The following is a 24,514-nucleotide window of genomic DNA, read 5'->3' as shown; positions in this document are numbered from 1 at the left end:
TTACTTGTTGTTATTGCACATCGGGAAGCCAAGCGCCTCACGGGAGGCGTAGTAGGCTTCTGCCACGGCTTTGGTCAGGGTACGAATACGCAGAATGTAACGCTGACGTTCGGTCACCGAGATCGCCTTACGTGCGTCCAGCAGGTTAAAGCTGTGCGCGGCTTTCAGGATGCGCTCATACGCAGGCAGCGGCAGCGGTTTTTCCAGCGCCAGCAGATGCTGCGCTTCTTTCTCGTACTGCTCGAAGCAGGTGAAGAGAAAATCCACATCGGCGTATTCGAAGTTGTAGGTCGATTGTTCCACTTCGTTCTGATGGAATACATCACCGTAAGTGGTTTTACCCAGTGGGCCGTCGCTCCAGGTCAGATCGTAGACGCTGTCCACGCTCTGGATATACATTGCCAGACGCTCCAGACCGTAAGTGATCTCACCGGTCACCGGCTTACACTCGAGGCCGCCCACCTGCTGGAAGTAAGTAAACTGCGTCACTTCCATGCCGTTGAGCCACACTTCCCAGCCGAGACCCCAGGCACCCAGCGTCGGGTTTTCCCAGTTATCTTCAACGAAGCGAATGTCGTGCACCGTCGGATCAATACCCAACTCTTTCAGCGACCCAAGGTACAGCTCCTGAATGTTGTCCGGCGACGGCTTGATGATCACCTGGAACTGATAGTAGTGCTGCAAACGGTTCGGGTTTTCACCGTAGCGTCCATCGGTAGGACGGCGTGACGGCTGCACATAAGCAGCAGCGATGGGCTCCGGCCCTAATGCACGCAGGCAAGTCATCGGGTGAGAGGTGCCAGCGCCCACTTCCATGTCCAACGGTTGGACGATGGTGCAGCCTTGACGCGCCCAGTAATCCTGCAAGGTCAGGATCAGGCCCTGAAAGGTCTTGGTATCAAACTTTTGCATGTTGAATTCGCACGCGATACGGGTGGATTAAAAAAGAGTGCGACAGTATACCCTTTGGTCGCGCAATGTGCAGCCGGAAATCCTGACGGCGGTACCAGTAGCCAGATGGCTCTGAATTGCAGGCCCAAAGGTTGTTGGCGCGCTAGCCAATGACTACCCTTCCGGGCATGGACGTTCTGTGCTCGGGGAAGCCATGCCGCAAAAAATCTATTGGATCGACAACTTACGCGCCATCGCCTGCCTGATGGTGATCGTCATTCATACCACCACCTGGTACATCACCGGGCCGATGGCAGTGACTGGCATCAGTTGGGATGTGGCAAACGTGCTCAATTCAGCATCACGCGTCTGCGTACCACTGTTCTTTATGATTTCAGGTTATCTGTTCTTTGGTGAACGCAGTGCCCAGGGGCGGCATATGCTACGTATCGTGCTGTGCCTGCTGTTCTACAGCGCGGTGGCGCTGGTCTATATCACCTGGCTGACGCCGATCAGCGAAGGTCGCTCGCTGCTGAAGCTGCTACAAAAACCGGTGTTCTATCACCTGTGGTTTTTCTTTGCGATTATCGGTATCTACCTGCTTTCTCCGCTGATACAGGTGAAAACCGTACAGCCGCGCTACGTGGCGTTGTTAGTCGTGGTGCTGGCGGTGCTGGCGAATCCCAATACAATCAGCCAGTCGGTAGGGCCGTTTCACTGGCTGCCGGTGAATTTGTATGTCAGCGGAGACAGCATTTATTACCTGCTGTATGCGCTGCTGGGGCGGGCCATTGGCTGTATGGATACGGAAAAATCGGGAGTCACCCCACTGGCAGCGCTGGGTTTTATCGCCTGCGTCATTGGCATCACCTTTGGTACCAAACAGATGTTGCTGATAAACGGCGCGTTCAACGATACCTGGTATCTCTACTGCGGACCGCTGGTATTTATTGCAGCGATTAGCTTGCTGGTATTTTGCAAAAACACCCTCAATCGCCGCACATTGCCGCTAATGGGGACCATTGCACGCTACTCTCTGCCAATTTATGGCTTTCATGCGTTGTTTATCCATTTTCTGCGTACCCATCATTACGACGATATGGCAAATCCATGGCTTGACCTGCCGTGGGTGTTTGGCGTGACACTAATCGGCAGTTTGCTGCTGGCGATATTGTTGAAGCGGATCGATAAACATCATCTGGTGAGCTGATCGTCCCAGCGTTGCAGCGCCCGACGCAGCTGACGTGCAGAGGAGAAACCCGCGGCCAGCGCGGCTTTTTCTGCGGCTTCGCCCTGCTGCTGACGCTGACGGGCAATCACCAGCCGCAGCTGTTCGTGGTATTCGCGCACGCTAATACCCAGATGCTGGCGGAACAGACGCGTCAGATGCCGCTCGCTGACATGGGCCCGCTCCGCCAGCGCAGGCAGCGACCAGTCATACTCAGGGTGGGCGATCATCACATCCTGCGCGCGGTGAATCGCCGGGTGCAGATGGTTACGATAGCGCAGCCACGGCGAGAGTTGCGGGTCATCACCGGAACGCCGGAACCACACCACCATCTCACGCGCCACCGCCAGCGCCTGACGCGCGCCACATAGCCGGTTAATCAAGTGGAGTGAGAGGTCGATACCGGCGGTAATCCCGGCGCTGCTCCAGATGCCGCCATCTTCAATAAACACCCGGTTTTCTTTTACCAGCGCAGCCGGGGCCGCCGCCTGTAAACGGGGCAACACGTCATGATGCGTGGTGCACTGCACGCCATCCAGCAACCCGGCTTGTGCTGCCAGCAGCGAACCGGAACAGACGCACACCAGGGTGATACGCTGAGCCTGAATATCGGCCTGTTGCTGACGCAACCAGTCACGCGCAATGGCGGCGGCGGGGGTGTCGTAACAGGTACGTGAATCGTGCACGCCAGGCACCACCAGCAGGCTGTCGGCAGGCAAGCGATCGGGCAGCGGCGCGATGTCGCTGATGGTCATTTGGGTGGAACAGGTGACGCTGGTCTGCGGCCCGATATAGTGCAGCACGAAGTGGCCGCCAGCCAGCTGGAAAGTTTCTGCCGGACCGGTGAGATCGAGCACCATCACCCCAGGCAGAGTCAGGAAGAACACGGGTTGCGGCATAGTGGTGCTCCGGTTGGTTTTTCTTTACGTCCTGCACCTGACCGTAGCGGCGCGATTTATCGCGCATGTTTTAGCAGCAGGTGTCCCGGTTCAAAAGACGCGCGATAAATCGCGCCGCTACATCATAGCCAACCTTAACATCCAACTCATGTCCTATTCGGCCATCCTGACGCTGTATCAGGACATCAGCGGTTGCAGTTGCTGATACAGGCGGGCAAAGACTTCACGCTGCGGTTGATAGGCCCGATGTCTGGCCGCATCCGGTTGATGACGTTGCGCCAGCTCCGGCATTGGCAACACGCTATCGGGAGCAACCGCCAGCTGTGCCAGCCGTGCCGCCCCCAGCGCAGGTCCTACTTCGCCGCCGTGGCAATAATCCAGCGTCAGGCCGCTGATATCTGCCAGCATCTGCCGCCAGTAAGCGCTACGCGCCCCGCCGCCAATCAGCATCACCGTTTGTGGTTGCACGCCACATTCATGTACCGCATCCATTCCTTCTGCCAGGGCAAATCCCACCCCTTCCAGCACCGCACGCGCCAGTTCCGGCCTGCCGTGCTGATGCGTCAGGCCGAAAAATGCCCCCTGCGCCTGCGGGTTGTTATGCGGTGTCCGCTCGCCGGAGAGATAAGGCAGGAACCATACGGGTGAGACATCGCTGCGCGCCTGTTCGGCTTCGGATAGCAGCTGCGGCACATCCTCACAGCCAGTGAGTTTTGCCGCCCAGTCCAGACAAGAGGCCGCACTGAGGATCACGGACATCAAATGCCAGCGCTGCGGTAGCGCATGACAAAAGCTGTGTACCGCCCGCTGTGGATTGCTGAGATAGCCATCGCTCACCAGGAAATAGACGCCCGAAGTACCGAGCGACAACATACCCTGCCCCGGCTCTACCATACCGACGCCCACCGCTCCCGCTGCGTTATCACCGCCACCTGCTACCAGCGGCACCGGCTGCATTCCCCAGCGTTGGGCAATCTCTGGCTGCAATATACCGGTCACCTGGTTGCCTTCAAACAGCTGTGGCATCTGGCGACGATCCAGCCCGCAGGCGGTGAGTAACTTATCGCTCCAGTCGCGTTTCGCTACATCGAGCCACAGGGTCCCGGCCGCATCCGACATATCCGTGGCAAAATCGCCGCTTAATCGCCAGCGCAGATAATCCTTGGGTAGTAAGACCTTAGCGACTTGCGCAAAGATCTCAGGTTCATGTTGCTGCACCCACAGCAGCTTGGGTGCGGTAAAACCCGGCATCATCAGGTTGCCGGTGATGGTGCGTGACTCCGGCACCTGCTGCTCCAGCTGGCGGCATTGCTCAGCGCTGCGTCCGTCGTTCCAGAGAATCGCCGGACGCAGTACCCGAAACCGGGCATCCAGCAAGGTGGCACCATGCATCTGGCCACTCAGCCCAATCGCCTTCACGCCGCTTAAATCGTGCTGTTGCGCCAGTGCCTGCATTGCCTGGTCCGTGGCGAGCCACCAGCTTTCGGGATCCTGCTCGCTCCATAGCGGATGCGGGCGCGACACCTGCAACGGCGCGCTTGTTACGGCAACCACCTGCCCCTGCGCATCCAGCAATGCCACCTTGACGCCGGAGGTGCCTAAATCGATCCCGATAACCATGCTGCTCTCCCGAAGGGTTAAAAATCAAAAAGGTAGTGATTCACCAGGTTTTCCAGCTGCTCCTGCCGTCCGCTGCGATGCTGCGGATTAAATTGCTGCTGCCCGGCATGCTCCGCCAGCGAGGCGAGGGAAAATTCCCCTTTGAGGATCTGCTGACCAAACTCCCCGTTCCAGCCGCTGTAGCGCTGTGCGACACGCTTATCCAGCTCGCCATCCGCTACCATCCGCGCCGCTACTTTCAGCGCCAGCGCCATGGTATCCATCGCGCCAATATGGCCGTAGAACAGGTCATATTTATCGGTGCTCTGACGCCGGACTTTGGCATCAAAGTTTAAGCCGCCAGTGGTGAATCCGCCCGCTTTGATGATTTCGTACATCACCAGCGCATTCTCTTCCACGCTGATCGGGAACTGGTCGGTGTCCCAGCCGCACTGGATATCGCCACGGTTGGCATCCACCGAACCGAAAATCCCCAGCGCAATGGCAGTGGCAATTTCATGGTGGAAGGAGTGGCCCGCCAGCGTGGCGTGGTTAGCTTCCACGTTAACTTTAATCTCTTTCTCCAGCCCGAACTGCTTCAGGAAGCCATATACCGTCGCCACATCATAGTCATACTGATGTTTGGTCGGCTCCTGCGGTTTCGGCTCGATCAGCAACATACCCTGGAAACCGATTTTGTGTTTATGGTCCACCACCATCTGCATAAAGCGGCCAATCTGCTCACGTTCCTGGCGCAGGTCGGTATTCAGCAGGGTTTCATAACCTTCGCGGCCGCCCCACAACACATAGTTTTCACCGCCGAGGGTTTGCGTTGCCTGCATGGCGCTGCACACCTGGCTGGCGGCCCAGGCAAAAATTTCCGGATCCGGGCTGGTGGCTGCACCTGCGCCGTAGCGTGGATGGGTGAAGCAGTTGGCGGTGCCCCACAACAGTTTCACGCCGGTTTCTTGCTGTTTTTCCAGCAGTTTATCGGTCATCACCGCAAAGTTTTCGCGATAGCTTTTCAGCGAATCGCCTTCCGGCGAGACATCAACATCGTGGAAGCAGTAATAAGGTACGTTGAGCTTGTGGAAGAACTCAAAAGCCACGTCGGCCTTCTGTTTCGCCAGTTCGAGTGCATCACCATTCTTCTGCCAGGGGCGATCAAAGGCACCGACACCAAACATATCTGCGCCGTTCCAGCAGAAGGTATGCCAGTAGCAGGCGGCAAAACGCAGATGCTCCGCCATGGTTTTACCGAGAATCACTTCATCAGGATTGTAATGACGAAACGCCAGAGGATTGCGGGTAGCGGCTCCCTCATAACGAACGCGATCAAGCTGGTCGAAATAGGCGTGCATTTTTTGCTCCTTAGCATAAGGACCCGAGTGGTCAGCTTTGAGTCATTATTGTGGTAATGCGTTATGCCGCTTCTCAATTACGATATTTCACACTTAACTTAAGATAATTATTATTTGTGCGTCAGCTCGCAAAATAATGTTGTTATTTTCATTGCACGCCTTCTCGCAGCTGCCTTGCAATCCATTCCTCTGAAAACCGCCAAATATCGATCGCGCTCAAAAAATCGCAAATAAACCAAAAAACGTAATAGCTGGATAAAAATCAGTAATTGATGTTGCCGGAATCTCAGGTCAACAATTCAACCGCCCTGTTCATAGCCTCAAACCTTAAACAACGAAAACAGCCTCCACCCCTACAGGATGAACACCATGAACATGAAAAAAACGTTGTTAGCCGTCTGCGCGGCGCTGGCCCTGATAAGCCACGCTGGCGTAGCGAAAGAAGTGAAAATCGGTATGGCGATTGATGACTTACGTCTGGAACGCTGGCAGAAAGACCGTGATATCTTCGTGAAACAGGCGGAAACGTTGGGAGCGACCGTATTTGTCCAGTCCGCCAACGGCAACGAAGAAACCCAGATGTCGCAAATTGAAAATATGATCAACCGCGGCGTCGATGTATTGGTGATCATCCCTTATAACGGCCAGGTATTAAGTAACGTGGTAGCGGAAGCGAAACGTGAAGGCATTAAGGTTCTGGCCTATGACCGCATGATAAATAACGCCGACATTGATTTTTATATCTCTTTTGATAATGAAAAAGTGGGCGAACTTCAGGCCGAAAGTATTGTGCAGCAGGTGCCAAAAGGGAATTATTTCCTGATGGGTGGCTCACCGGTTGATAATAACGCGCGCCTGTTCCGCGCCGGACAAATGAAGGTGTTAAAACCCTATATTGATAACGGCAGTATCAAAGTGGTGGGCGATCAGTGGGTTGATGCCTGGCTGCCAGAAAATGCGTTGAAAATTATGGAAAACGCCCTTACCGCCAACAGCAACCATATCGATGCGGTCGTGGCCTCGAACGATGCTACCGCAGGCGGTGCCATTCAGGCGCTGAGCGCACAGGGCCTGGCAGGTAAAGTGGCGATCTCTGGACAGGATGCCGACCTGGCCGCCATCAAACGCATCATGAATGGCACACAAACCATGACGGTGTATAAACCCATCACCCAGCTTGCCACCGAAGCCGCCAAAATCGCGGTTGAACTCGGCAACGGCCAGACCCCGGCCAGCAACGGCAAACTCAATAATGGCCTGAAAGATGTGCCGTCACGCCTGCTGACACCCATTCCGGTCAACAAAAGCAATATCGAAAGCACCGTAATCAAAGACGGCTTCCATAAGCAGAGCGAACTCTAAGCGCAGCCCGCGAAGGAGAGATGTCGATGTTGCTGGAAATGAACCATATCACTAAGCGCTTCGGCGCGGTGAAAGCGGTGGATGACGTTAGCCTGCGGCTGGAAGCGGGTGAAGTGATGTCGCTGTGCGGCGAAAACGGCTCGGGAAAATCGACACTGATGAAGATCCTGTGCGGGCTTTACCCGCACGGGGACTTTGACGGCAGTATCCATTTTGCTGGCGATGAAATCCAGGCACAGACTATCCGCGATACCGAACGCAAAGGGATTGTGATTATCCATCAGGAGCTGGCGCTGGTGCGTCAGTTGACGGTGATGGAAAACATTTTCCTTGGTGCTGAACTGGGGCGCTACGGCATGGTGGATGACGAAACCATGACCTTGCGCTGCCAGCAGCTGCTGGAGCGGGTCAAACTGAATGTTTCGCCCGACACGCGCGTGGGTGAGCTGGGTTTGGGCCAGCAACAGCTGGTGGAGATTGCCCGCGCCCTGAATAAACAGGTGCGCCTGCTGATCCTCGATGAACCCACCTCCTCCCTGACCGAGCAGGAAACCGAGGTGCTGCTCAGCATCATCAAAAACCTGCGCGAGCATGGTATCGCCTGCATCTATATCTCGCACAAACTCAACGAGGTCAAAGCGATTTCGGACACCATCTGTGTGATCCGCGATGGGCAGCATATCGCCACGCGTGCGGCGGCTGGCCTGAGTGAGGATGACATCATCACCATGATGGTGGGACGTGAGCTCACCGCGCTCTATCCCCACACGCCGCATGAAATCGGCGAGACCCTTTTGCAGGTGGAGAATCTGACCGCCTGGCATCCCGTCAATCGCCATATCCGCCGGGTGAATAACGTCTCTTTCAGCCTGAAGCGCGGTGAAATTCTGGGTATCGCCGGGCTGGTGGGGGCTGGGCGCACCGAAACCGTCCAGTGCCTGTTTGGCGTCTGGCCCGGTCGCTGGCAGGGCGACATCACCCTCAACGGCAAAAAAGTACACATCCGTGACTGCAGGGACGCCATTGCGCATGGCATCGCGATGGTGCCGGAAGATCGTAAAAAGGACGGCATTGTGCCGCTGATGGGGGTGGGCAAAAACATCACCCTGGCGGCATTGGACCAGTTCAGCCAGCGGCTTTCCACCCTGGATGAGGCGCTGGAACAACAGGCGATCAACGATGCCATTGCCCGTCTGCGTGTGAAAACCTCCTCTCCCGAATTGCCTATTGGCCGTCTGAGTGGCGGTAACCAGCAGAAAGCGATTCTCGCCAAATGCCTGCTGCTGAATCCACAGATTCTGATTCTCGATGAGCCAACACGCGGCATCGATGTCGGCGCACGTCAGGAGATCTATCTGCTGATCAATGCGCTGGTGCAGCAAGGGATTGCCGTCATTGTCATTTCGTCCGAGCTGCCCGAAGTGCTGGGCCTGAGCGATCGGATTTTGGTGATGCACGAAGGACAAATCAAAGCCGATCTGATTAACGACAACCTGACTCAGGAGCAGGTGATGGAAGCCGCCCTGCGGAGTGAACACTATGCTTAAGACCGAAAGTACAGAACGCGGCCTTACCACGCCGGGTAAAAGCGCTCCGGGCAAATTCCCGCTGCCGAATTTGCAGGTGCTAGTGATGCTGGGTGCCATCGTGTTGATTGCGCTGTTCTTCACCTGGACCACCGACGGTGCCTGGCTCAGTCCACGTAACGTCTCCAACCTGCTGCGCCAGACTGCCATCACCGGCATCCTTGCGGTGGGAATGGTGTTTGTCATTATTTCGGCGGAGATCGATCTCTCGGTCGGTTCGATGATGGGCCTGCTTGGCGGTGCGGCGGCGATTTTTGATGTCTGGCTCGGCTGGCCGCTGCCAGTCACCATCGTGGTCACCCTGGTGATGGGGCTGTTGCTCGGCACCTGGAACGGCTGGTGGGTCGCCTATCGTAAAGTCCCCTCTTTTATCGTTACCCTGGCGGGCATGCTGGCGTTCCGTGGCATCCTGGTGGGGATCACCGACGGCACCACCGTTGCACCCACCAGCCCGGCGATGTCGCAGATTGGGCAAAGTTACCTGCCTGGCGGGGTCGGATTTGGTTTCGGCTTTGCCGGTCTGGCGCTGTTTATCCTCTGGCAGTGGCGTTTGCGCTTGCGCCGTCAGAGGCTGGGCTTGTCACAACCCGCCGCGAGTGGTGCCGTTGCACGTCAGGCAATCACCGCCGTTCTGGTGCTGGGGGCAATATGGCTGCTGAATGATTATCGTGGCGTGCCGACCCCAGTGCTGCTGCTGGCGTTACTGCTGCTGGGTGGCATGTTTATGGCAACGCGCACCGCCTTTGGCCGCCGTATTTACGCCATTGGCGGCAACCTGGATGCCGCCCGGCTTTCCGGAATCAACGTGGCACGTACCAAGCTGGCGGTGTTTGCTATCAATGGCGTGATGGTGGCGATTGCCGGTTTGATCCTGAGTTCGCGACTGGGCGCGGGTTCTCCCTCCGCGGGTAACATTGCGGAGCTGGATGCCATCGCCGCCTGTGTCATCGGCGGTACCAGCCTGGCGGGAGGTGTCGGGTCTGTCGCGGGTGCGGTGATGGGGGCATTTATCATGGCATCGCTGGATAACGGCATGAGCATGATGGACGTACCGACCTTCTGGCAGTACATCGTCAAAGGCGCGATTCTGCTGCTGGCAGTGTGGATGGATACCGCTACCCGGCGTCGGGTGTAATCGCGTGAGCGATCACAATGTGGCGCAAATTCTTTCTGCTCCCCGGCCAGCCGTGTTATGCAATGCGCTGAGGGTTTAAGGGAACACGCCACTATGCATGAAAAACGCTATCGCATTACGTTGCTGTTCAACGCCAATAAGGTCTATGACCGCCAGGTTGTTGAAGGCGTAGGTGAATATTTACAGGCGTCGCAAACCGACTGGGACATCTTCATTGAAGAGGATTTTCGCTGCCGCATCGATAACATTCGTGAGTGGCTGGGCGACGGGGTGATCGCCGATTACGACGACAGCTCAATTGAAAAGCTGCTGGCGAATGTGTCTGTGCCGATTGTCGGCGTGGGTGGTTCCTATCATCAGCAACAGGACTACCCACCGGTGCATTACATCGCCACCGATAACGCCGCGCTGGTGGAGAGTGCCTTTTTGCACCTGAAAGAAAAAGGCATCAACCGCTTCGCTTTTTACGGCCTGCCCGCCGCCAGCGGTAAACGCTGGGCGCAGGAGCGTGAACACGCCTTCCGCCAGTTGGTGGCACGGGAGCGTTATCAGGGGGTGGTGTATCAGGGAATGGAAACAGCCCCAGAAAACTGGCAACACGCGCAGAACCGCCTGGCGGACTGGCTGCAAACGCTGCCGCAGCAGACCGGCATTATCGCCGTCACCGATGCACGCGCGCGCCATCTGTTGCAGGCATGTGAGCATCTGAAGATTCCGGTACCGGAGAAGCTCACGGTTATCGGCATCGACAATGAAGAACTCACCCGCTATCTGTCGCGCGTGGCGCTTTCTTCCGTCGCACAGGGCACGCGTCAGATGGGTTATCAGGCCGCCAAACTGCTGCATCGCCTGCTGGATAAGCAGTCGCTACCGCTACAACGTATCCTGGTGCCGCCGATAAAAGTGATTGCCCGCCGTTCTACCGATTTTCGTTCATTGCGCGACCCGGCCGTGATCCAGGCGATGCATTACATCCGCTTTAACGCCTGTAAAGGGATCAAGGTGGAACAGGTATTGGATGCCATCGGCATTTCACGTTCCAATCTGGAAAAACGCTTCCGCGATGAAACGGGCGATACCATTCATGCCATGATTCACCGCGAAAAACTGGAGAAGGCGCGCGAGCTGCTGGCCAGTTCCTCCCTCAGCATCAATGAAATCTCACAGATGTGCGGCTACCCTTCGCTGCAATATTTCTATTCGGTATTTAAGAAAAGTTATGCCACTACGCCGAAGGAGTACCGGCAACATAACGGTGAAAACGTGCTGTGACGCACGGGTAAGATCAACAACGTTGCCCCGTTTGCCGCTATAATTCTGCGGCTGCGGTAAAGGAAGATCGTCGTCTCCGGTGAGGCGGCTGGATTTCAAATCCGGTTGGGGCCGCCAGCGGTCCCGGGCAGGTTCGACTCCTGTGATCTTCCGCCACTCTTACTCTTTTCACGTCAACAACCGTCAATCAAAACCATTAAAATCTGCTAGTTAGGTTGAAACCCTCCTCTTCTGATGTCAATCTATGTCTACTCAAACCTACCCCCATTTTGGGGTATTTTAGGGGGTTAGAAAATACCCCATAAAATTGATACCCCCAGAAGGAGACGGAATGCCCTTAACTGACGTCAAGGTGCGCACAGCAAAACCGCTGGATAAGCCCTACAAGCTCGCAGACGGCGGCGGCCTGTACTTACTGGTCAATCCCAATGGTTCCCGCTACTGGCGAATGAAGTACCGCGTTTTAGGACGTGAGAAATTACTATCTATCGGCGTCTATCCTGACGTACCACTTGCAGTTGCTCGCCAGAAACGAGATGAGGCCAGGCGAAGTCTCGCAGCTGGAGATGATCCGGGAGCGATGAAAAAAGCCGAAAAACAAGCAAAAAAAATCGCTACTGCAAATACGTTCGAAGCGATCGCGAGGGAGTGGCACAAAGCTAAAGCTGACCGCTGGTCACTTCGCTATCGTGAGGAGATTCTAAGCACGTTCGAAAAGGATATTTTTCCCTTTATAGGTATGAAGCCTATTGCTGACATTAAGCCGCTGGAACTGCTTGAAACGCTTAAAAGAATGGAAAAGCGCGGTGCATTAGAAAAGATGCGTAAGGTGCGCCAACGCTGCGGAGAAGTCTTTCGCTATGCGATTATTACGGGCAGAGCTGAATATAATCCAGCACCCGACCTGGCAAGCGCATTAGCTATACATAAAAAACAGCACTTGCCGTTTTTAACTGCTCAGGAACTCCCAGCATTCTTAAACGATCTGGCTGGATATACCGGAAGTGTTATAACTAAAACAGCTACTTATTTAATCATGTATACGGGTGTAAGAACTCAGGAGTTACGCTTCGCTCGCTGGCAAGATATCGATCTCGATAAGGCAGTATGGGAAGTACCAGCAGAACATATGAAGATGCGTCGCCCTCATAAAGTTCCGCTATCGAATCAGGCTGTATTTCTACTCAAACAACTTAAACCGATAACCGGTCATTATCCGTTAGTATTTATTGGCCGGAATGATCCACGTAAGCCTATTAGCAAAGAAAGCATTAATCAGGTCATTGAGCTATTGGGCTATAAGGGAAGACTGACCGGGCATGGCTTCAGGCATACTATGAGTACAATCTTGCATGAGCAAGGCTATGACTCTGCATGGATAGAAATGCAATTGGCCCATGTGGATAAAAATGCCATCAGGGGAGCTTACAACCATGCGCAATATTTTGATGGCCGTAGAGAAATGATGCAGTGGTATGCAGATTATTTAACCCCAAATGGAGGTGTATAAAATGGATTTTTTAAAAATACAAAATACAGATGCTCTTTTACGTGACCACTATCAATTATCAGAGGCGGCAAAAATAATTGGTTGTGATATCAAGGATATTTTGTGGTTTGCCTTTAATAAAGGCATTGAGCTTTGTATGGAATTTCATGATGACGATTTGGAAGTTTCCTGCTCCCTTAAATCTGAAACTGAAAATAGCCTATTAATTGGACAGTTAGCATCCTTACCCAGAGATAAAAAAGGCTACTATATCTTATCTGAAAGTTGTTCTTTACGCATTAATGATGAAGACATGAAATGCAATGATGATGGATTTATAAAATGCTATATGAAAGGCTTATTTTCAGTAGATGATGAGTATAAGGATATTTTGATAAAACATGAGGGACTACCAGATGAATGGCCGTCTTATTTTACTCCATCAGGAGAATGCACATTAAATTCTAAAATTATTTTATATGTTAACTATGATGAAAGAGAAAATTATTATTTATTAGATACTCTATGGATTACGAAGAAGGAAATCTCATGCTTTTTGGATGCTGTCAGGGAACAAAACCAACCTAAAAAGACCATTAAAAATTACAAAGCACAATCAGAAGCACAAAAGCAAAAACACGCGATTCCCAGAGTTGAAGTCCTGATGGCTGTTGTTGCGCTGTATCATCGTGATATGAAACTCAGAAGAGAAAGTCCCGCGGCTATCACAGAGCATTTATTCCTGCATGCTGGTGAATTTTGGCCTGAAAAAGGAGAACCACCGCTTAGTTTTGACACTATCGTCAGTCTATTAAGAAGCTGTATCAAGAAAGAAGGATTAACATTCTGATAACAAATATTGTGACTAATGCCTTTCCGTTTCCTGCGCTTTAGTCACATTTAACCAACTGAATTTCGATGATTAAATTTTCCGTATTGAAGCGAGTAGACGTGAACAAACGGAGAATGAGCTATGACCCCTACCCATGATTTTTTGACCACACAGCGCCCTCCGATGGATGCCTTGATCGATATGAAGTTCATCACTGCTGACTGCCTGCTAAGTGACAAATGGATTTATCGTTTAATTTCACAGAATCGTTTTCCCCACCCTATAAAAATTGGACGCATGTCGCGCTGGCGTGCTGCCGACTATTACGGATGGCGCGATCAGCATGAGGTGAGTTCAGTCGAGAAATTTGAGGGGATGAGAAAACAGGCAAGACAGTTGCAACAGGCAAGGATTTAAGCGGCTTGAGCCATAGCCGCTTAAAAAAAGATCTTCTTTGAGTAAAGGTTTTGCGCGTGTTTGCGACCCTTAGCCATTAGGATCAATTCCGCGTGATTGCAGTTCCTTACGCAGTACACGTTTTATCCATGCAGCCAGAGCAGTATCACCATCTTTACGCATTTCTGCTTCCAACTGCTGCCGGAATTCATCTGTTAAGCGCATCTGAAATGGGGGCGAACGTTTTTCTTGTGGTGTTGACATGGTAATTACCCTAACTTATGATGACCTACATGGTAATTACCATTGTAGTTATCATAAACCCAAAAAACAATGCCCGCCTGTGCTGCAACACATAACGGGCATCTAACCAAACATACCTGGAACAATAATATGGCTACATCAAAGTCTACCTGGATATTTGCGGCAATCAACCGTTCTCAGTTGTCCCGCCGCCCCGTCATGCTGCGCATCACTGCCAGTGATGAGCAAAGCGCCCGTCGCCGTCTGGCTGCTGATTACATTCTGTTATTTGCGGGCCGCCTGCCCTGCCACGGAGGCAGTCATGCGTGAATATCCGCAGAACGGGGAACGCTGGCAGCACCGGGAAGGCTGGACGGTTATTGTGCTGCGTCTTTCCGCTGCGCCATTCTCCGTCGCAGCCGCTAACCCTGAATTCAGTCATGAAGTGCTGTACCGCTACGACAGCGACGGCCAGCTGACCTCATCGCCGCTGGCATGGTTTGAGGAAAACTATACCCGCATTTGCGCTGCTCCTCTCAGAACCGCAGTGCCGCCTGGTGAAAGTGGTGGCTTTAATCCGCTGAACCTGCATCCGTCCGTTACGTTCTCGCGCTGGCGTGAACGACACGAAAAAAAGCCACCGGCAAAGGATGCCGAGCATTATTCAAACTTTCTCTGATACCACAGCCAGCCACGCACTGACGGAGTAATCCATGAATATTTTCAACGGGCACAATGGTGCTCAGGGCATACCCTTGCCTGAAAACAGCCCTTTCGACGCCTTCACTTATGGTCTGTCGGAAGCATCATTTGAAAAACTGGCGCGCGCAAAAGACGCCTGTGACCTGCTGCAACAACTGTTTGCCCAGCACCCGCAGAATGACGGCCTGCCGTTTGGCAGCAACGTACCGGGCGTCGCGGCGCTGATGGATTATCTCTACAGCGACCTCGCGGACGTCACTGACCAGTGTGGCCCGCTGACGGAGGCCCGCAAATGAACCAGCCACAGGTTTCTATTTTTCCGGCAGAACTGACCACCGCCCTTTATCGCCGCGCCATCGCCACTGCGTGGCGGGAAAAGCGCCTCGCCGAAACCGAAAGTGAGACGCATGGCCCGCATCGCCTGACGGTTGAGCGCATCGAAATGGCCATCGCCCTGCATATTGAAAGCGCGATGGTAAATGAGCACGGCGAGGCTCGGGGCGCAGCGGTTGCGCTGGCCCTGCTCACCGACATGCTGGAGCCGTCGCTGCTGACCGCACCACCCGTACTCACAGCACGGGGCTGTGAGGTCATGACGGCACTGTACCGCACACTTCCGGCGGCGTTTGATGACTTCTGTGACACCGGCGTGTCGCTGTACCGGCATTAAGGAGGCGTTATGACAGTACAGTCAGTATCAGACATCGCTGCCGCTGCGCGCGGCCGCTGGCCGGTCGTTTTTCAGTTGCTCGGCCTCAGCGTGCCGGACGGCGGCAGGCACGGCCCTTGCCCGAAGTGTGAAGGTAAAGACCGTTTTCGCATGGATGACCTTGAGGGGCGGGGGACGTGGATTTGCAGCCACTGCGGCAACGGTGACGGCCTTGACCTGGTGAAGCTGGTGACAGGCAAAGGCGTGAAACAGGCCGCGCAGGAGGTGGCACAGGTGCTCGATGTTCGTGATGTGCAGGACATGCCGGTTAAGCCAGCCAGGCAGAAAGCGCCGAAGCGGGACATGGCCGCCACGGTGGAGGCGCTGGTGAAAGCCAGTCACACGGGCGAAAGTGTTTATCTGGCCGGTAAAGGCTTTGCCGGTTATCCGGGATGCCTCACCGGTAGTGCACAGTGTATCAGCGGCACAACCTTTCCGGCAGGTTCCCTGCTGCTGCCGCTGACCACAGCAGACGGGACGGTCACCGGGGCACAGCTTGTTGCACCCACAGGTGAAAAAAGCCTGCTGCCGGGCAGCACCATGAAGGGCGCATTTGTAGCGCTCAGCCCTCTGCCACCACAGCCACCGGTGCAGGCGGTGATTACCGAAGGGTACGCCACCGCGCTGACCGTGAGCCAGCTTACAACCGGGTGCGTCGTGGCGGCGATTTCGGCGGGCAACCTGCCGAACGTTGCGCAGGCGCTTCGGGCACGCTGGCCGGAGGCGAAGATTGTCATCGCCGGTGATAACGACTTTCAGGACGGCGGTGAAAACCCCGGCAAAGCGTTTGCGGAGAAGGCAGCAAAAGCCGTCAGTGGCTGGGTGAGCCTGCCGCCGGGTGAAGTCAAAGCCGACTGGAACGATTTTCATAGGGAACACGGCGTCACCCGCGCCCGTGAAGCCTTCCGTAACAGTCTGGTGCTGTGCGGTGAGGGCCGCACGCAACTGCCGCATGGATTCAGGCTGACACAGGAATACCTGTGGTACGAAAAGCAGGTGCAGCGCAACGGTGAGACGGAAATCCAGAACGTGAAAATCTGCAATCCTCTGCGCGTCACGGCCATTACCTGCGACGCCGACGGCGGCAACTTTGGCCGCCTGCTGGAGTGGGAGGACACCTGGGGCGAGCGTCGCCGCTGGGCGATGCCGATGGAAATGCTCAGTGGCAGCGGCGAGGAGCTGCGACGGGTGTTGCTGGTCAACGGCCTGTCGTACATCAGCACCACCGGCGAGGCCCGCGCCCGCTTGATGGAATACATCTCACTGTGCAAACCGGAGCGCCGCGTCACCTGCGTGAGCCGCACCGGCTGGCACGGACAGGTTTATGTCCTCCAGGATGAGGTTAGCGGCGAAGGTGCAGACGGCGTCATTCTCCAGACCACCTCCGTGCAGGGGCGCGACTTCCGCGTATCCGGCACGGTGGAGGAGTGGCGCGAAAATGTGGCGCGCTACTGTACCGGCAATTCACGCGTGGCGTTCGCGGTAAGCCTCGCCTTTGCCGCCCCGCTGCTGCGTCTGGTCGGCATGGACGGCGGCGGCTACCACCTCAAGGGGGAATCGACAGACGGTAAAACCACCACCATGAAGGCGGCGACCTCCGTATGCGGCGGGCCGGACTACTGGCAGACGTGGCGCGCGACCGGCAACGCGCTGGAGGGCTGCGCCAGCCGTCGCAACGATGCGGCCATGATGCTTGATGAAATCCGCGAGGTGGACGGGCGCGAGGCAGGCAACATCGCCTACATGCTGGCAAATGGTCAGGGTAAGGGCCGTGCCGGTACGGACGGCGAGCTGCGCACCCGCAAGCAGTGGCGTCTGTTGTTCTTCTCCACCGGCGAGCTGTCACTGACTGAGCACGCGGCGAAAGCCGGTGAGCGCACCTTTGCCGGAATGGAGGTAAGAATGATCCAGATACCCAGCGATTCCGGGAAATTTGGCGTGTTTGAGGAGCTGCACGGCTTTGAGAGCGGCAAGGCGCTGGCCGAGCATCTGGAATGGGCCACGGCCAGCTATTACGGCGCGCCGTTTCGCGAATGGCTGAAAGCACTGACCGCAGACCTTAACGGACTGACGGCGCAGGCAAAGGCGCTGATGAAGGAGTACACCGCCGCCCTCACTCCACAGGATGCAGGCAATCAGGTGGGCCGTGCGGTCAACCGTTTTGCCCTGGTGGCAATGGCCGGTGAGCTGGCAACCCGGCTCGGCATTACCGGCTGGCCGGAGGGTGAAGCACTGCGGGCGACCCGCGTATGCCTCAGTGCCTGGCTGAAAGACCGGGGCCATACCGCCAACCAGGAAGATATTGCCGCGCTGGAGCAGGTGCGCAGCTTCTTCACCGCTAACCAGTACAGCCGCTTTGCCGACTGGCACGACGAGCGCAACCGCCCCGGCAACATGGTGGGCTGGCGCAGGGTGGAGAAAGGCAGCACGGCACAGGGCACGGAGGCAGTCACGACGTTCTATGTCATGCCGTCCGGGTGGAAAGAAATCTGCCGGGGCTTCGATCCGCGCAAGGTGGCGCGTCTCTGCGCCGACCGGGGCTATCTGCTGGCAGCCAATGACGGCAAGCTCCAGACCAGCATACGCCCGCCAGAGATGAACGTGCGCAGGCTCTATGTCTTTAACAGCGAGGTGCCGGGTTAAGGCTTTGCGTGAGTCTTATTCATAACGGGTAACAGAGGTAACAGGTGTAACAACGGCGTCAGAGCAGGGCTGACCCTGTTACACCTCATTCCAAGTGAAAAGGTAACAGGTGTAACGCCGTTTCAGGCCTGTTACCCGTTGTAACCCGTCGTGTTACACCGGCCAGAATGAAAAAAGGTATTTCAATTCAGTCATGTAACCCATGTAACCCCTGTTACACCACAGCAGAGACAGAGAAGCCGGTGAGCCACGAAACAGCACCTCTTTTCCTGGCAGGCCTAAATCAATGACACAAACACACTGGCTTTGTCCTGTGGTGGGAGAGCAGACAGGCACGGCATGAATTGTTTTATCAGCCACAGCAGAATGACCTCAGCCTTTACAGAGGGAGAAAAATCACCATGACCACCGACGTTGTTGCACAGCAGATTGAAGCATTCAGCCGGGAAAAAGCAGCGCACACCGCGCAGATGCTGAAACTCAACGAGATTAATTCATCCATCACCCGTTGCGAAAAGGAACGTAACGACGCCATAGAGAGTGGAAAGGAGGCGGAAAATAACTGGCGCACGCGCTTTCGCAGCCTGCGTGGTGCCATTACGCCGGAAATGCGCGCCGAGCACAGCCAGCGTATCGCCAGCAAGGAGCTGGCCGACGAATTCACGGCGCTGATTGAAGAGCTGGAGCTGGAAAAACAGGGCCAGATGACTAATGCCGTTTCTACCGCCCGACAGTATGTCCATGCGCATCATTCCGCGTTCACCGCTTATGCCGAAAGCCAGTGGGATTCAGCTATGCGCAACATCAGCCCGAAACTGCTGCGCGGGATCAAACTGAAACTGATGGCAATGCAGCTCAGTGACAGCGGTCAGCAGACTGCCGCTTTCCATGAAGAACCAGAAGTCATTCTGGGCCGTCAGGTGGGGGAGCTGCTGACCCGTGCAGCGGATAAAGCGACGCTGGATATGGAAGGCGAGCCGGTACTGACGAAAATCGGACTGCGCCGTCCTGCACTGACCGGCGTGGATATGCACCTGTACAACAGCCCGGTTGCTGTACATAAGCTGTTGCATCAACTGAAAGCAAAACGCGCGCAGAGGGAGAATAAACAATGATGCGCTGCCCGTTCTGCCGCCATTCTTCGCACGTTAAAAGCAGCCGCTATCTTTCTGAACAGGTAAAGGAGTCTTACCATCAGTGCACAAACCTGGAATGCTCCAGCACCTTCAAGACGCATGAAAATATCGTGAAAGTTATCACCCGGCCACCAGAGCCGGAACAACCCCCGGCGCCACCGCCACCGCCACCCCAGCGGCAACCTCAGACGCTGGGACGCTACGGTTCTGCATTCCGGCACTGATAACAAATTCGGTTCAATCCCTGCCATCCGGCGGGGATTTTTTTGTCAAAACCTGAAGATTTTCTGAATACTGACGTGTATAAATAGTATGCATGCATAGGGTGCATGGATCTGCATGCAGTTTTGACCGGCCAGAGAAACACACAGCAGCCCGTCTGACGCGGCCTGAGCATGATCATGCACCTGCATGAAAAGCGGTGCATGAAGCGGGCAGGCGTGGCGGGGATAGCATTGCGCGCAATATGGTCTTATTACGTTAGATAAGACTCAATTTCCTTATAAAGAACATTAGTCGCTTCGCCGATGGTTAAGCTACCAAGAAATAAAATTTTCGCAATTTCATTAGGGAATACCTCCCTAAAATACTCTAAGGCTTTTAGTTGTAACTTCTCTAACTCTTCAAGAGTTTTGAATGACCTTTCTTTCTGATCAAGGCTTCTTTGCATTAAGATTTCAAGAGGCGATTTATATAAGAAAACCACCCTATCAAGCCCTAGGCTTTCAAAAACCCACTTAGGGATATAAACATCTTCAAACTCAGTCTCGATAATATTATGGAGATCTAATATATATGAAGAGCAAGGTGCTCTTTCTTTCAACTCTCTAGCTACTGAGATGAGTTTGATTTGGTTGGAGTTCACTTTATCTCTAGATAATTTATTATAGGAAATCTCACCATCGAACAGCTTAATCAATTGAGAGGCGCTATAAACCTGCACATCTGGCAAAACCTCTGAAACCTTATTACACAAAGTAGTTTTACCAACACCTGGAATACCAAATACACCAATTATCATTTCCCCTCCAAAATGCCATCAATTGCTGTGATATTTTCCGACACCAGATAACAAAATGATTGTGGTGGAGTAATACCCATCGAGCGTAATGTTTTTAAAGAGACTGGCGAACTGGCTCTTTTGACAGATTCAAGGTGAAGAAAATAACAGAAATCAGAGTGTAAAAAATAGCTATTGAAATCAGACTGGCTTATACACGCTTTATTAAAAATATCATTCTTTTCATTGGTAGCTTCATCCAAAGGGACTTTTGCCACCGCTTTCAAGCTGGCGGTGCCAACAATTGCCTTGACAGGTGACGAAGCATAAAGATAAATTTTAGTATTGGGTTGAAATGCAACACCCACTCTCTTTCTTAACTCGATGATTTTTTTGCCATTTAATATCTTGTCGAGATAAAAGGGTTTAACACTCAATAAAATCATCTTAACCATCTTAATCTTCGTGGATTTTCACATGGCAAAAAGCTTAGCAGTATGGACTGGTGATGCCAAGAACGTATCCTCTACACATGGTTCTTGTCAAAATTGTGGCCACAGTCTCTTCAACTCCAGCCCTGCTCACCAATGCTGTGAGAATTGTAATGATTGGCTTAATCGTTTTGTAGGCCCGCTTCCTGATGTAGGTATGAACCCAATTACAGAAAAACAGTATTTGGAGCTACATTTCAACTATTGGTTACTTAATAGCAAAGAGATTATTCGCAAGGAAGAAGCTTCAGGTGAGAATGACTGGGTTTACCCAATAAAGTACATACCCATGTTATGGGGAATGATAAAAAAACCATTCAAATATCTATTGAGCTTATTGAAAGAAAGAGAAGCAAGCTCATTTTTAGATATTGGAGTTAAATTCAAAAACATTGACTCCAGAATTAACATTTACATTCCATTTATTATTCATGAAAATAGCTACGATAGTCAGATGGGGCTAAAGGTTGCCAACGATGTATTATTACTTTCAGCTATATTCAACACGGAAATAAAAAATATCACATTTAGTGACAGTAGATATCATCACTCTGATATTACCTTTTCTGATGGTGAAGAAATACGCTTCTTCACAAATATTGAGCTAGTAAACTCTAATTCCTTTGGTAACGGTGTTGAGCTTCATAATGTCGAGGATGAGGGTACTATTATTAGCTTTCCTTTAAGCAATTTTGACTTAAAAGAAGAAACCAGTGGGTATTTTAGATTCAGATTAATTTTAGAGGGTGCAAACAAAAAAGCACTTTCAACATACTACAAGCCTTCAGACCGTTTCCTCCTCACTACAGAGGAAACAGTTGAAGTAATTGACTTCAGAATAAACGAAGTGCGTAATACACCGGAAAGTATAAACTGCTTTATAACTGAAAAAGTCCCACTAAATGCTGTACATTTTTTCATAATCAGAGAAGTTGACTCAGAATATGTTATGTCTGACAAGGGCTATTCGCGGTGCCGCTTTCTTGAGGGGGATCTGTGGAAGAAATATCTTCAAACCAAGCATCTTAAGTCCATACAGAACGTTCCTAAGATGTTGATTTTTCACTGGAAAGAGATAGCAAAGCCTATCAACTCCGACATCGTAAACAGCACTCCTAAACGACTGAATAACTTTTCAGCCTTTGCTAAATTCCGATATCCGCGCTACTCCTTGTTTATCATACTGAGAAGCATTGTGATTGCTCTCATTTTGAGTGTTTTTGCGAATAAATTGAGTGACTGGTTTTTTAAATAACATATAATGCTTAACGAACGAACCGAATCTAAAGCAAGATTGTTAAAAATGGTATCGTCACACATGGAACGGTTGGAGGTTTGAAATGAACCAAAAAAGAGCTATCTGGCTGAAAAAGCAGGATAAATCTGACATCCTTTTTGAGGATGCGTTCTCCGCCGCCCGTTTTTCGAAACTGCGTATGCGTAGTTTTCTTAAGCCTGTCTCGTACTTATATCCGAATTTTGAGGCTTGGCTTAATTTCACTTTCGTACGTCAAATGGGCGAAGGTAAACGTCAAGCTGTAGTTGCGCACGATGGGAATCGAGTTTATGGATGCGCTCTGCTCAAAGTATCGTCAGATGAGAACAAGATTTGTACATTTTTTGTTCATCCTGATGCGCGAGAGCAAGGACTGGCAGATGACATGATGCGTCTATCTTTAGAACGCTTCGATAACTGTCCGATAATTTCTGTTTCTGAAGATCGCACCCCAGAACTACAACCATTGCTGAAAAAGCATGGTTTTAAGGTTTACTCTTCAGTAGAGGATATGTACTGGCCTCATAAATCTGAGCATTTCTTCATCGCCAATTAATAAAAAGCCAAGCTATAAAGCTTGGCTTTTTATTTCATACAATTACAAAATCACTCAACATCAATAAGTTAGCCCCAAAAACGGATAACTTTCATGTTTGTATCCTGCTCATTTATATTATCTGGTTAAAAGAATTTATTTTCTTTGGACATCCTATTTGGGGGTATTTATGGGGGTGTATTTTTTAATAAAAATTATATTTCCCTTTTCTTTCATTTGGTTATAGAAACAAAAGACTCCTGTGATCTCCGCCACTTGGCCTTCTCCACCCAGGACACCTCATGCTATTCAACCCTGCCGATAACATCCCCTTCGCTGGCGACCCACGCAAAGACGATTTACGCCAACGGTTGATGCAGCCGGATGCGCCCAAAGTCATTGCCGTGTCGCTATCCAAAGAGCTGGATCGCGAAAGCCGCACGCATCAACATGCCGCCGGGCAGCTTTACTGCCTGAAACAGGGGTTAATGACGGTCAATACGCCATCTGGCATCTTCGCCAATCCGCCACGTCTGGTTGGCTGGATTCCGCCACACTTTGAACACGCCATCGTCGGGCCGGGGCGCGTGACAGGCTGGACGGTGCTGATTGATGAAACGCTGGCGATACCCTTGCCGGATCGTCCGGTGCTATTGGCCTGCCCGGCACTGCTGGAGCCACTGGCCGAAAGGCTGGCGACCTTATCACCGGACCTGTGGGGCAGCGATCGTTACAACCGGCTAAGCGAGGTTTTTCTTGATGAACTCTACCAGGCATCGGTCCAGCCGCTCACCTTACCGCTTCCTGAGGACCCTCGTTTGTTGCAGATTGCCCGCCAGCTGATGGATGACCCATCCGACGCGCGTACCGGGCCGGAGCTGGCTCGCTGGGCCGGACTCAGCCCGCGCAGCCTGAGCCGTCACTGGGCCAGCGCCACTGGCATGAGCCTGGCAAAATATCGTCAGGTTGCGCGTTTACTGAAATCATTGCAGGAACTCGCCGCCGGAAAGAGTGTGCAACAGGTGGCATGGCTGGTTGGATTCGAAAATGTCAGCAGCTATATCAGTGCGTTCCGCAACGCCTTTGGATCAACACCGGGTAAATACTTTGCTACGCCTGCAGACCGTGCGGATGCAGCATCAGCAGACTAGCCGGGCCGTCCATCGGCGGCAGGCTGTGCTGATATTTACGACGAAACGCGCCAGGTGGCAAATTGAACATGCGACGGAAAGTGCGGCAATAGGTTTGCTGCGAATCAAAACCGAACTGCAAAGCGATGTGCATCAACGGTGTGTTGCCACTGAGCAGTTCAATCACCGAGGCGGTTAACTTCCTCTCACGAATATAGGCACCCAGCGCCAGACCGGTATAACGGCGAAACAGACGTTGCAGGTGCCACTGCGAATACCCCGCCCGCTGGGCAACGGTCTCCAGAATCAGTTTTTGCTCGATGTTCGCTTCAATCCAGATCAGCAACTGATGCATGAAGGTCACGTTAATATCCATACTTCCTCCCGATGCTGTCAGGCAAAACCGGGCCTGAATCCGGTCAGTCAGGAGGATTATAAAAAAACCGCAAATGGCTATGTTTATGCGTAAGGCCAATAAATAACGCTAACTCGCCAGTTTGGGGTGGATGGTTGGGGTTTGTGTCATAAATCTGAGTATCTCTTCATGGAGACTGGCCAGATCCTGACGGCGGGCGGCTAAAATAAAAAGCCGGAAGGAT

26 protein-coding genes and 1 tRNA gene are annotated in these 24,514 nt (G+C 52.9%); 19 read left to right on the top strand and 8 right to left on the bottom strand.

Annotated elements, in window-relative coordinates:
* Nucleotides 1-912: a glycine--tRNA ligase subunit alpha gene (glyQ, locus tag AC6I8X_RS00525; RefSeq protein ID WP_013507262.1), complete on the bottom strand. Its 912-nt coding sequence runs from the start codon at nt 910-912 to the stop codon at nt 1-3.
* A 193-nt stretch (nt 913-1,105) separates the two neighbouring features.
* On the opposite strand from glyQ, the gene AC6I8X_RS00520 reads away from it, so the two are divergent.
* Complete coding sequence (locus AC6I8X_RS00520; protein WP_497840389.1) at nt 1,106-2,101, top strand: acyltransferase; 996 nt, start codon at nt 1,106-1,108, stop codon at nt 2,099-2,101.
* Here AC6I8X_RS00520 and AC6I8X_RS00515 read toward each other — a convergent pair.
* From AC6I8X_RS00515 to xylA, 3 genes are all read right to left on the bottom strand, one after another.
* Nucleotides 2,086-3,018 carry a GlxA family transcriptional regulator gene (locus AC6I8X_RS00515; protein WP_497840388.1) on the bottom strand — a complete coding sequence of 311 codons (933 nt, stop codon included), beginning with the start codon at nt 3,016-3,018 and terminating at the stop codon, nt 2,086-2,088. The genes AC6I8X_RS00520 and AC6I8X_RS00515 overlap by 16 nt on opposite strands.
* Before the next feature lie 177 nt (nt 3,019-3,195).
* Nucleotides 3,196-4,638, bottom strand: a complete 1,443-nt coding sequence (xylB, locus tag AC6I8X_RS00510) for a xylulokinase (RefSeq protein ID WP_497840387.1) — start codon at nt 4,636-4,638, stop codon at nt 3,196-3,198.
* Between the two features lie 17 nt (nt 4,639-4,655).
* Nucleotides 4,656-5,978, bottom strand: a complete 1,323-nt coding sequence (gene xylA / locus AC6I8X_RS00505) for a xylose isomerase (protein WP_084871626.1) — start codon at nt 5,976-5,978, stop codon at nt 4,656-4,658.
* A 369-nt stretch (nt 5,979-6,347) separates the two neighbouring features.
* Between xylA and xylF the strand changes: the two genes are divergently transcribed.
* From xylF to AC6I8X_RS00465, 8 genes are all read left to right on the top strand, one after another.
* A complete protein-coding gene (xylF, locus tag AC6I8X_RS00500) occupies nt 6,348-7,340 on the top strand; it encodes a D-xylose ABC transporter substrate-binding protein (protein ID WP_416410778.1) in 993 nt (330 codons plus the stop codon).
* A gap of 20 nt (nt 7,341-7,360) precedes the next feature.
* Complete coding sequence (locus AC6I8X_RS00495; RefSeq protein ID WP_497840386.1) at nt 7,361-8,887, top strand: xylose ABC transporter ATP-binding protein; 1,527 nt, start codon at nt 7,361-7,363, stop codon at nt 8,885-8,887.
* Nucleotides 8,880-10,061, top strand: a complete 1,182-nt coding sequence (xylH, locus tag AC6I8X_RS00490; RefSeq protein ID WP_497840385.1) for a xylose ABC transporter permease XylH — start codon at nt 8,880-8,882, stop codon at nt 10,059-10,061. Before AC6I8X_RS00495 ends, xylH begins: the two co-directional genes overlap by 8 nt.
* Nucleotides 10,062-10,154: 93 nt before the next feature.
* Nucleotides 10,155-11,333 (top strand): D-xylose utilization transcriptional activator XylR, encoded by a 1,179-nt coding sequence (gene xylR / locus AC6I8X_RS00485; protein WP_084871622.1) that lies wholly within the window; start codon nt 10,155-10,157, stop codon nt 11,331-11,333.
* Between the two features lie 61 nt (nt 11,334-11,394).
* Nucleotides 11,395-11,489 (top strand) — tRNA-Sec (locus AC6I8X_RS00480).
* A gap of 175 nt (nt 11,490-11,664) precedes the next feature.
* Entirely contained in the window at nt 11,665-12,843 is a 1,179-nt protein-coding gene (locus AC6I8X_RS00475; RefSeq protein WP_084871621.1) for a tyrosine-type recombinase/integrase, read from the top strand.
* 1 nt (nt 12,844) lies between these two features.
* A complete protein-coding gene (locus tag AC6I8X_RS00470; RefSeq protein WP_497840384.1) occupies nt 12,845-13,672 on the top strand; it encodes a hypothetical protein in 828 nt (275 codons plus the stop codon).
* Nucleotides 13,673-13,795: 123 nt separating this feature from the next.
* Entirely contained in the window at nt 13,796-14,071 is a 276-nt protein-coding gene (locus AC6I8X_RS00465; RefSeq protein ID WP_084871619.1) for a helix-turn-helix transcriptional regulator, read from the top strand.
* Between the two features lie 69 nt (nt 14,072-14,140).
* On the opposite strand, the gene AC6I8X_RS00460 is transcribed toward AC6I8X_RS00465, so the two are convergent.
* Nucleotides 14,141-14,314: a hypothetical protein gene (locus tag AC6I8X_RS00460; RefSeq protein ID WP_167379232.1), complete on the bottom strand. Its 174-nt coding sequence runs from the start codon at nt 14,312-14,314 to the stop codon at nt 14,141-14,143.
* A gap of 129 nt (nt 14,315-14,443) precedes the next feature.
* Between AC6I8X_RS00460 and AC6I8X_RS00455 the strand changes: the two genes are divergently transcribed.
* The 7 genes from AC6I8X_RS00455 (at nt 14,444) to AC6I8X_RS00425 (ending at nt 19,707) form a co-directional block, all read left to right on the top strand.
* Nucleotides 14,444-14,623, top strand: a complete 180-nt coding sequence (locus AC6I8X_RS00455; protein ID WP_497840383.1) for a host cell division inhibitor Icd-like protein — start codon at nt 14,444-14,446, stop codon at nt 14,621-14,623.
* Entirely contained in the window at nt 14,616-14,972 is a 357-nt protein-coding gene (locus AC6I8X_RS00450; RefSeq protein ID WP_497840382.1) for a hypothetical protein, read from the top strand. The genes AC6I8X_RS00455 and AC6I8X_RS00450 overlap by 8 nt, the downstream gene beginning before the upstream one ends.
* A gap of 34 nt (nt 14,973-15,006) precedes the next feature.
* Nucleotides 15,007-15,291: a hypothetical protein gene (locus AC6I8X_RS00445; RefSeq protein ID WP_497840381.1), complete on the top strand. Its 285-nt coding sequence runs from the start codon at nt 15,007-15,009 to the stop codon at nt 15,289-15,291.
* The gene (locus AC6I8X_RS00440) at nt 15,288-15,665 is read left to right on the top strand and encodes a DUF5375 family protein (RefSeq protein WP_497840380.1); all 378 of its coding nucleotides are present in this window, start codon (nt 15,288-15,290) and stop codon (nt 15,663-15,665) included. Before AC6I8X_RS00445 ends, AC6I8X_RS00440 begins: the two co-directional genes overlap by 4 nt.
* Nucleotides 15,666-15,674: 9 nt before the next feature.
* Complete coding sequence (locus AC6I8X_RS00435) at nt 15,675-18,347, top strand: DUF927 domain-containing protein (protein WP_497840379.1); 2,673 nt, start codon at nt 15,675-15,677, stop codon at nt 18,345-18,347.
* A 401-nt stretch (nt 18,348-18,748) separates the two neighbouring features.
* Nucleotides 18,749-19,462, top strand: coding sequence for a capsid size-determining scaffold Sid (gene sid / locus AC6I8X_RS00430; RefSeq protein WP_497840378.1), 714 nt, complete (start codon nt 18,749-18,751; stop codon nt 19,460-19,462).
* Nucleotides 19,459-19,707 carry an ogr/Delta-like zinc finger family protein gene (locus AC6I8X_RS00425; RefSeq protein ID WP_084871612.1) on the top strand — a complete coding sequence of 83 codons (249 nt, stop codon included), beginning with the start codon at nt 19,459-19,461 and terminating at the stop codon, nt 19,705-19,707. The genes sid and AC6I8X_RS00425 overlap by 4 nt, the downstream gene beginning before the upstream one ends.
* A 251-nt stretch (nt 19,708-19,958) precedes the next feature.
* Here the strand turns inward: AC6I8X_RS00425 and AC6I8X_RS00420 are convergent, their stop codons facing one another.
* Both AC6I8X_RS00420 and AC6I8X_RS00415 read right to left on the bottom strand, forming a co-directional pair.
* Entirely contained in the window at nt 19,959-20,504 is a 546-nt protein-coding gene (locus tag AC6I8X_RS00420) for an ATP-binding protein (RefSeq protein ID WP_497840377.1), read from the bottom strand.
* Nucleotides 20,501-20,938 carry an ASCH domain-containing protein gene (locus tag AC6I8X_RS00415; protein ID WP_497840376.1) on the bottom strand — a complete coding sequence of 146 codons (438 nt, stop codon included), beginning with the start codon at nt 20,936-20,938 and terminating at the stop codon, nt 20,501-20,503. The genes AC6I8X_RS00420 and AC6I8X_RS00415 overlap by 4 nt, the downstream gene beginning before the upstream one ends.
* A gap of 22 nt (nt 20,939-20,960) precedes the next feature.
* Between AC6I8X_RS00415 and AC6I8X_RS00410 the strand changes: the two genes are divergently transcribed.
* From AC6I8X_RS00410 to AC6I8X_RS00400, 3 genes are all read left to right on the top strand, one after another.
* Nucleotides 20,961-22,229 carry a hypothetical protein gene (locus tag AC6I8X_RS00410; RefSeq protein ID WP_497840375.1) on the top strand — a complete coding sequence of 423 codons (1,269 nt, stop codon included), beginning with the start codon at nt 20,961-20,963 and terminating at the stop codon, nt 22,227-22,229.
* Between the two features lie 85 nt (nt 22,230-22,314).
* The gene (locus tag AC6I8X_RS00405) at nt 22,315-22,806 is read left to right on the top strand and encodes a GNAT family N-acetyltransferase (RefSeq protein ID WP_497840374.1); all 492 of its coding nucleotides are present in this window, start codon (nt 22,315-22,317) and stop codon (nt 22,804-22,806) included.
* A gap of 281 nt (nt 22,807-23,087) precedes the next feature.
* On the top strand, nt 23,088-23,936 hold the full coding sequence (locus AC6I8X_RS00400; RefSeq protein ID WP_497840373.1) for an AraC family transcriptional regulator: 849 nt from the start codon (nt 23,088-23,090) through the stop codon (nt 23,934-23,936).
* Here the strand turns inward: AC6I8X_RS00400 and AC6I8X_RS00395 are convergent.
* On the bottom strand, nt 23,896-24,291 hold the full coding sequence (locus AC6I8X_RS00395; RefSeq protein ID WP_497840372.1) for a helix-turn-helix domain-containing protein: 396 nt from the start codon (nt 24,289-24,291) through the stop codon (nt 23,896-23,898). The two genes, AC6I8X_RS00400 and AC6I8X_RS00395, sit on opposite strands and share 41 nt — an antisense overlap.
* Between the last annotated feature and the right edge of the window lie 223 nt (nt 24,292-24,514).

This window comes from Pantoea sp. X-Soil-TKNS-1280 (genome assembly GCF_059730475.1).
Note: the sequence above shows the minus strand (reverse complement) of the source record. Positions and strands in the feature narration are given on the sequence as shown.

Coding starts and splice junctions, on each gene's coding strand:
- glyQ (WP_013507262.1), bottom strand. CDS start 912: ATGCAAAAGTTTGATACCAAGACCTTTCAGGGCCTGATCCTGACCTTG.
- AC6I8X_RS00520 (WP_497840389.1), top strand. CDS start 1,106: ATGCCGCAAAAAATCTATTGGATCGACAACTTACGCGCCATCGCCTGC.
- AC6I8X_RS00515 (WP_497840388.1), bottom strand. CDS start 3,018: ATGCCGCAACCCGTGTTCTTCCTGACTCTGCCTGGGGTGATGGTGCTC.
- xylB (WP_497840387.1), bottom strand. CDS start 4,638: ATGGTTATCGGGATCGATTTAGGCACCTCCGGCGTCAAGGTGGCATTG.
- xylA (WP_084871626.1), bottom strand. CDS start 5,978: ATGCACGCCTATTTCGACCAGCTTGATCGCGTTCGTTATGAGGGAGCC.
- xylF (WP_416410778.1), top strand. CDS start 6,348: ATGAACATGAAAAAAACGTTGTTAGCCGTCTGCGCGGCGCTGGCCCTG.
- AC6I8X_RS00495 (WP_497840386.1), top strand. CDS start 7,361: ATGTCGATGTTGCTGGAAATGAACCATATCACTAAGCGCTTCGGCGCG.
- xylH (WP_497840385.1), top strand. CDS start 8,880: ATGCTTAAGACCGAAAGTACAGAACGCGGCCTTACCACGCCGGGTAAA.
- xylR (WP_084871622.1), top strand. CDS start 10,155: ATGCATGAAAAACGCTATCGCATTACGTTGCTGTTCAACGCCAATAAG.
- AC6I8X_RS00475 (WP_084871621.1), top strand. CDS start 11,665: ATGCCCTTAACTGACGTCAAGGTGCGCACAGCAAAACCGCTGGATAAG.
- AC6I8X_RS00470 (WP_497840384.1), top strand. CDS start 12,845: ATGGATTTTTTAAAAATACAAAATACAGATGCTCTTTTACGTGACCAC.
- AC6I8X_RS00465 (WP_084871619.1), top strand. CDS start 13,796: ATGACCCCTACCCATGATTTTTTGACCACACAGCGCCCTCCGATGGAT.
- AC6I8X_RS00460 (WP_167379232.1), bottom strand. CDS start 14,314: ATGTCAACACCACAAGAAAAACGTTCGCCCCCATTTCAGATGCGCTTA.
- AC6I8X_RS00455 (WP_497840383.1), top strand. CDS start 14,444: ATGGCTACATCAAAGTCTACCTGGATATTTGCGGCAATCAACCGTTCT.
- AC6I8X_RS00450 (WP_497840382.1), top strand. CDS start 14,616: ATGCGTGAATATCCGCAGAACGGGGAACGCTGGCAGCACCGGGAAGGC.
- AC6I8X_RS00445 (WP_497840381.1), top strand. CDS start 15,007: ATGAATATTTTCAACGGGCACAATGGTGCTCAGGGCATACCCTTGCCT.
- AC6I8X_RS00440 (WP_497840380.1), top strand. CDS start 15,288: ATGAACCAGCCACAGGTTTCTATTTTTCCGGCAGAACTGACCACCGCC.
- AC6I8X_RS00435 (WP_497840379.1), top strand. CDS start 15,675: ATGACAGTACAGTCAGTATCAGACATCGCTGCCGCTGCGCGCGGCCGC.
- sid (WP_497840378.1), top strand. CDS start 18,749: ATGACCACCGACGTTGTTGCACAGCAGATTGAAGCATTCAGCCGGGAA.
- AC6I8X_RS00425 (WP_084871612.1), top strand. CDS start 19,459: ATGATGCGCTGCCCGTTCTGCCGCCATTCTTCGCACGTTAAAAGCAGC.
- AC6I8X_RS00420 (WP_497840377.1), bottom strand. CDS start 20,504: ATGATAATTGGTGTATTTGGTATTCCAGGTGTTGGTAAAACTACTTTG.
- AC6I8X_RS00415 (WP_497840376.1), bottom strand. CDS start 20,938: ATGGTTAAGATGATTTTATTGAGTGTTAAACCCTTTTATCTCGACAAG.
- AC6I8X_RS00410 (WP_497840375.1), top strand. CDS start 20,961: ATGGCAAAAAGCTTAGCAGTATGGACTGGTGATGCCAAGAACGTATCC.
- AC6I8X_RS00405 (WP_497840374.1), top strand. CDS start 22,315: ATGAACCAAAAAAGAGCTATCTGGCTGAAAAAGCAGGATAAATCTGAC.
- AC6I8X_RS00400 (WP_497840373.1), top strand. CDS start 23,088: ATGCTATTCAACCCTGCCGATAACATCCCCTTCGCTGGCGACCCACGC.
- AC6I8X_RS00395 (WP_497840372.1), bottom strand. CDS start 24,291: ATGGATATTAACGTGACCTTCATGCATCAGTTGCTGATCTGGATTGAA.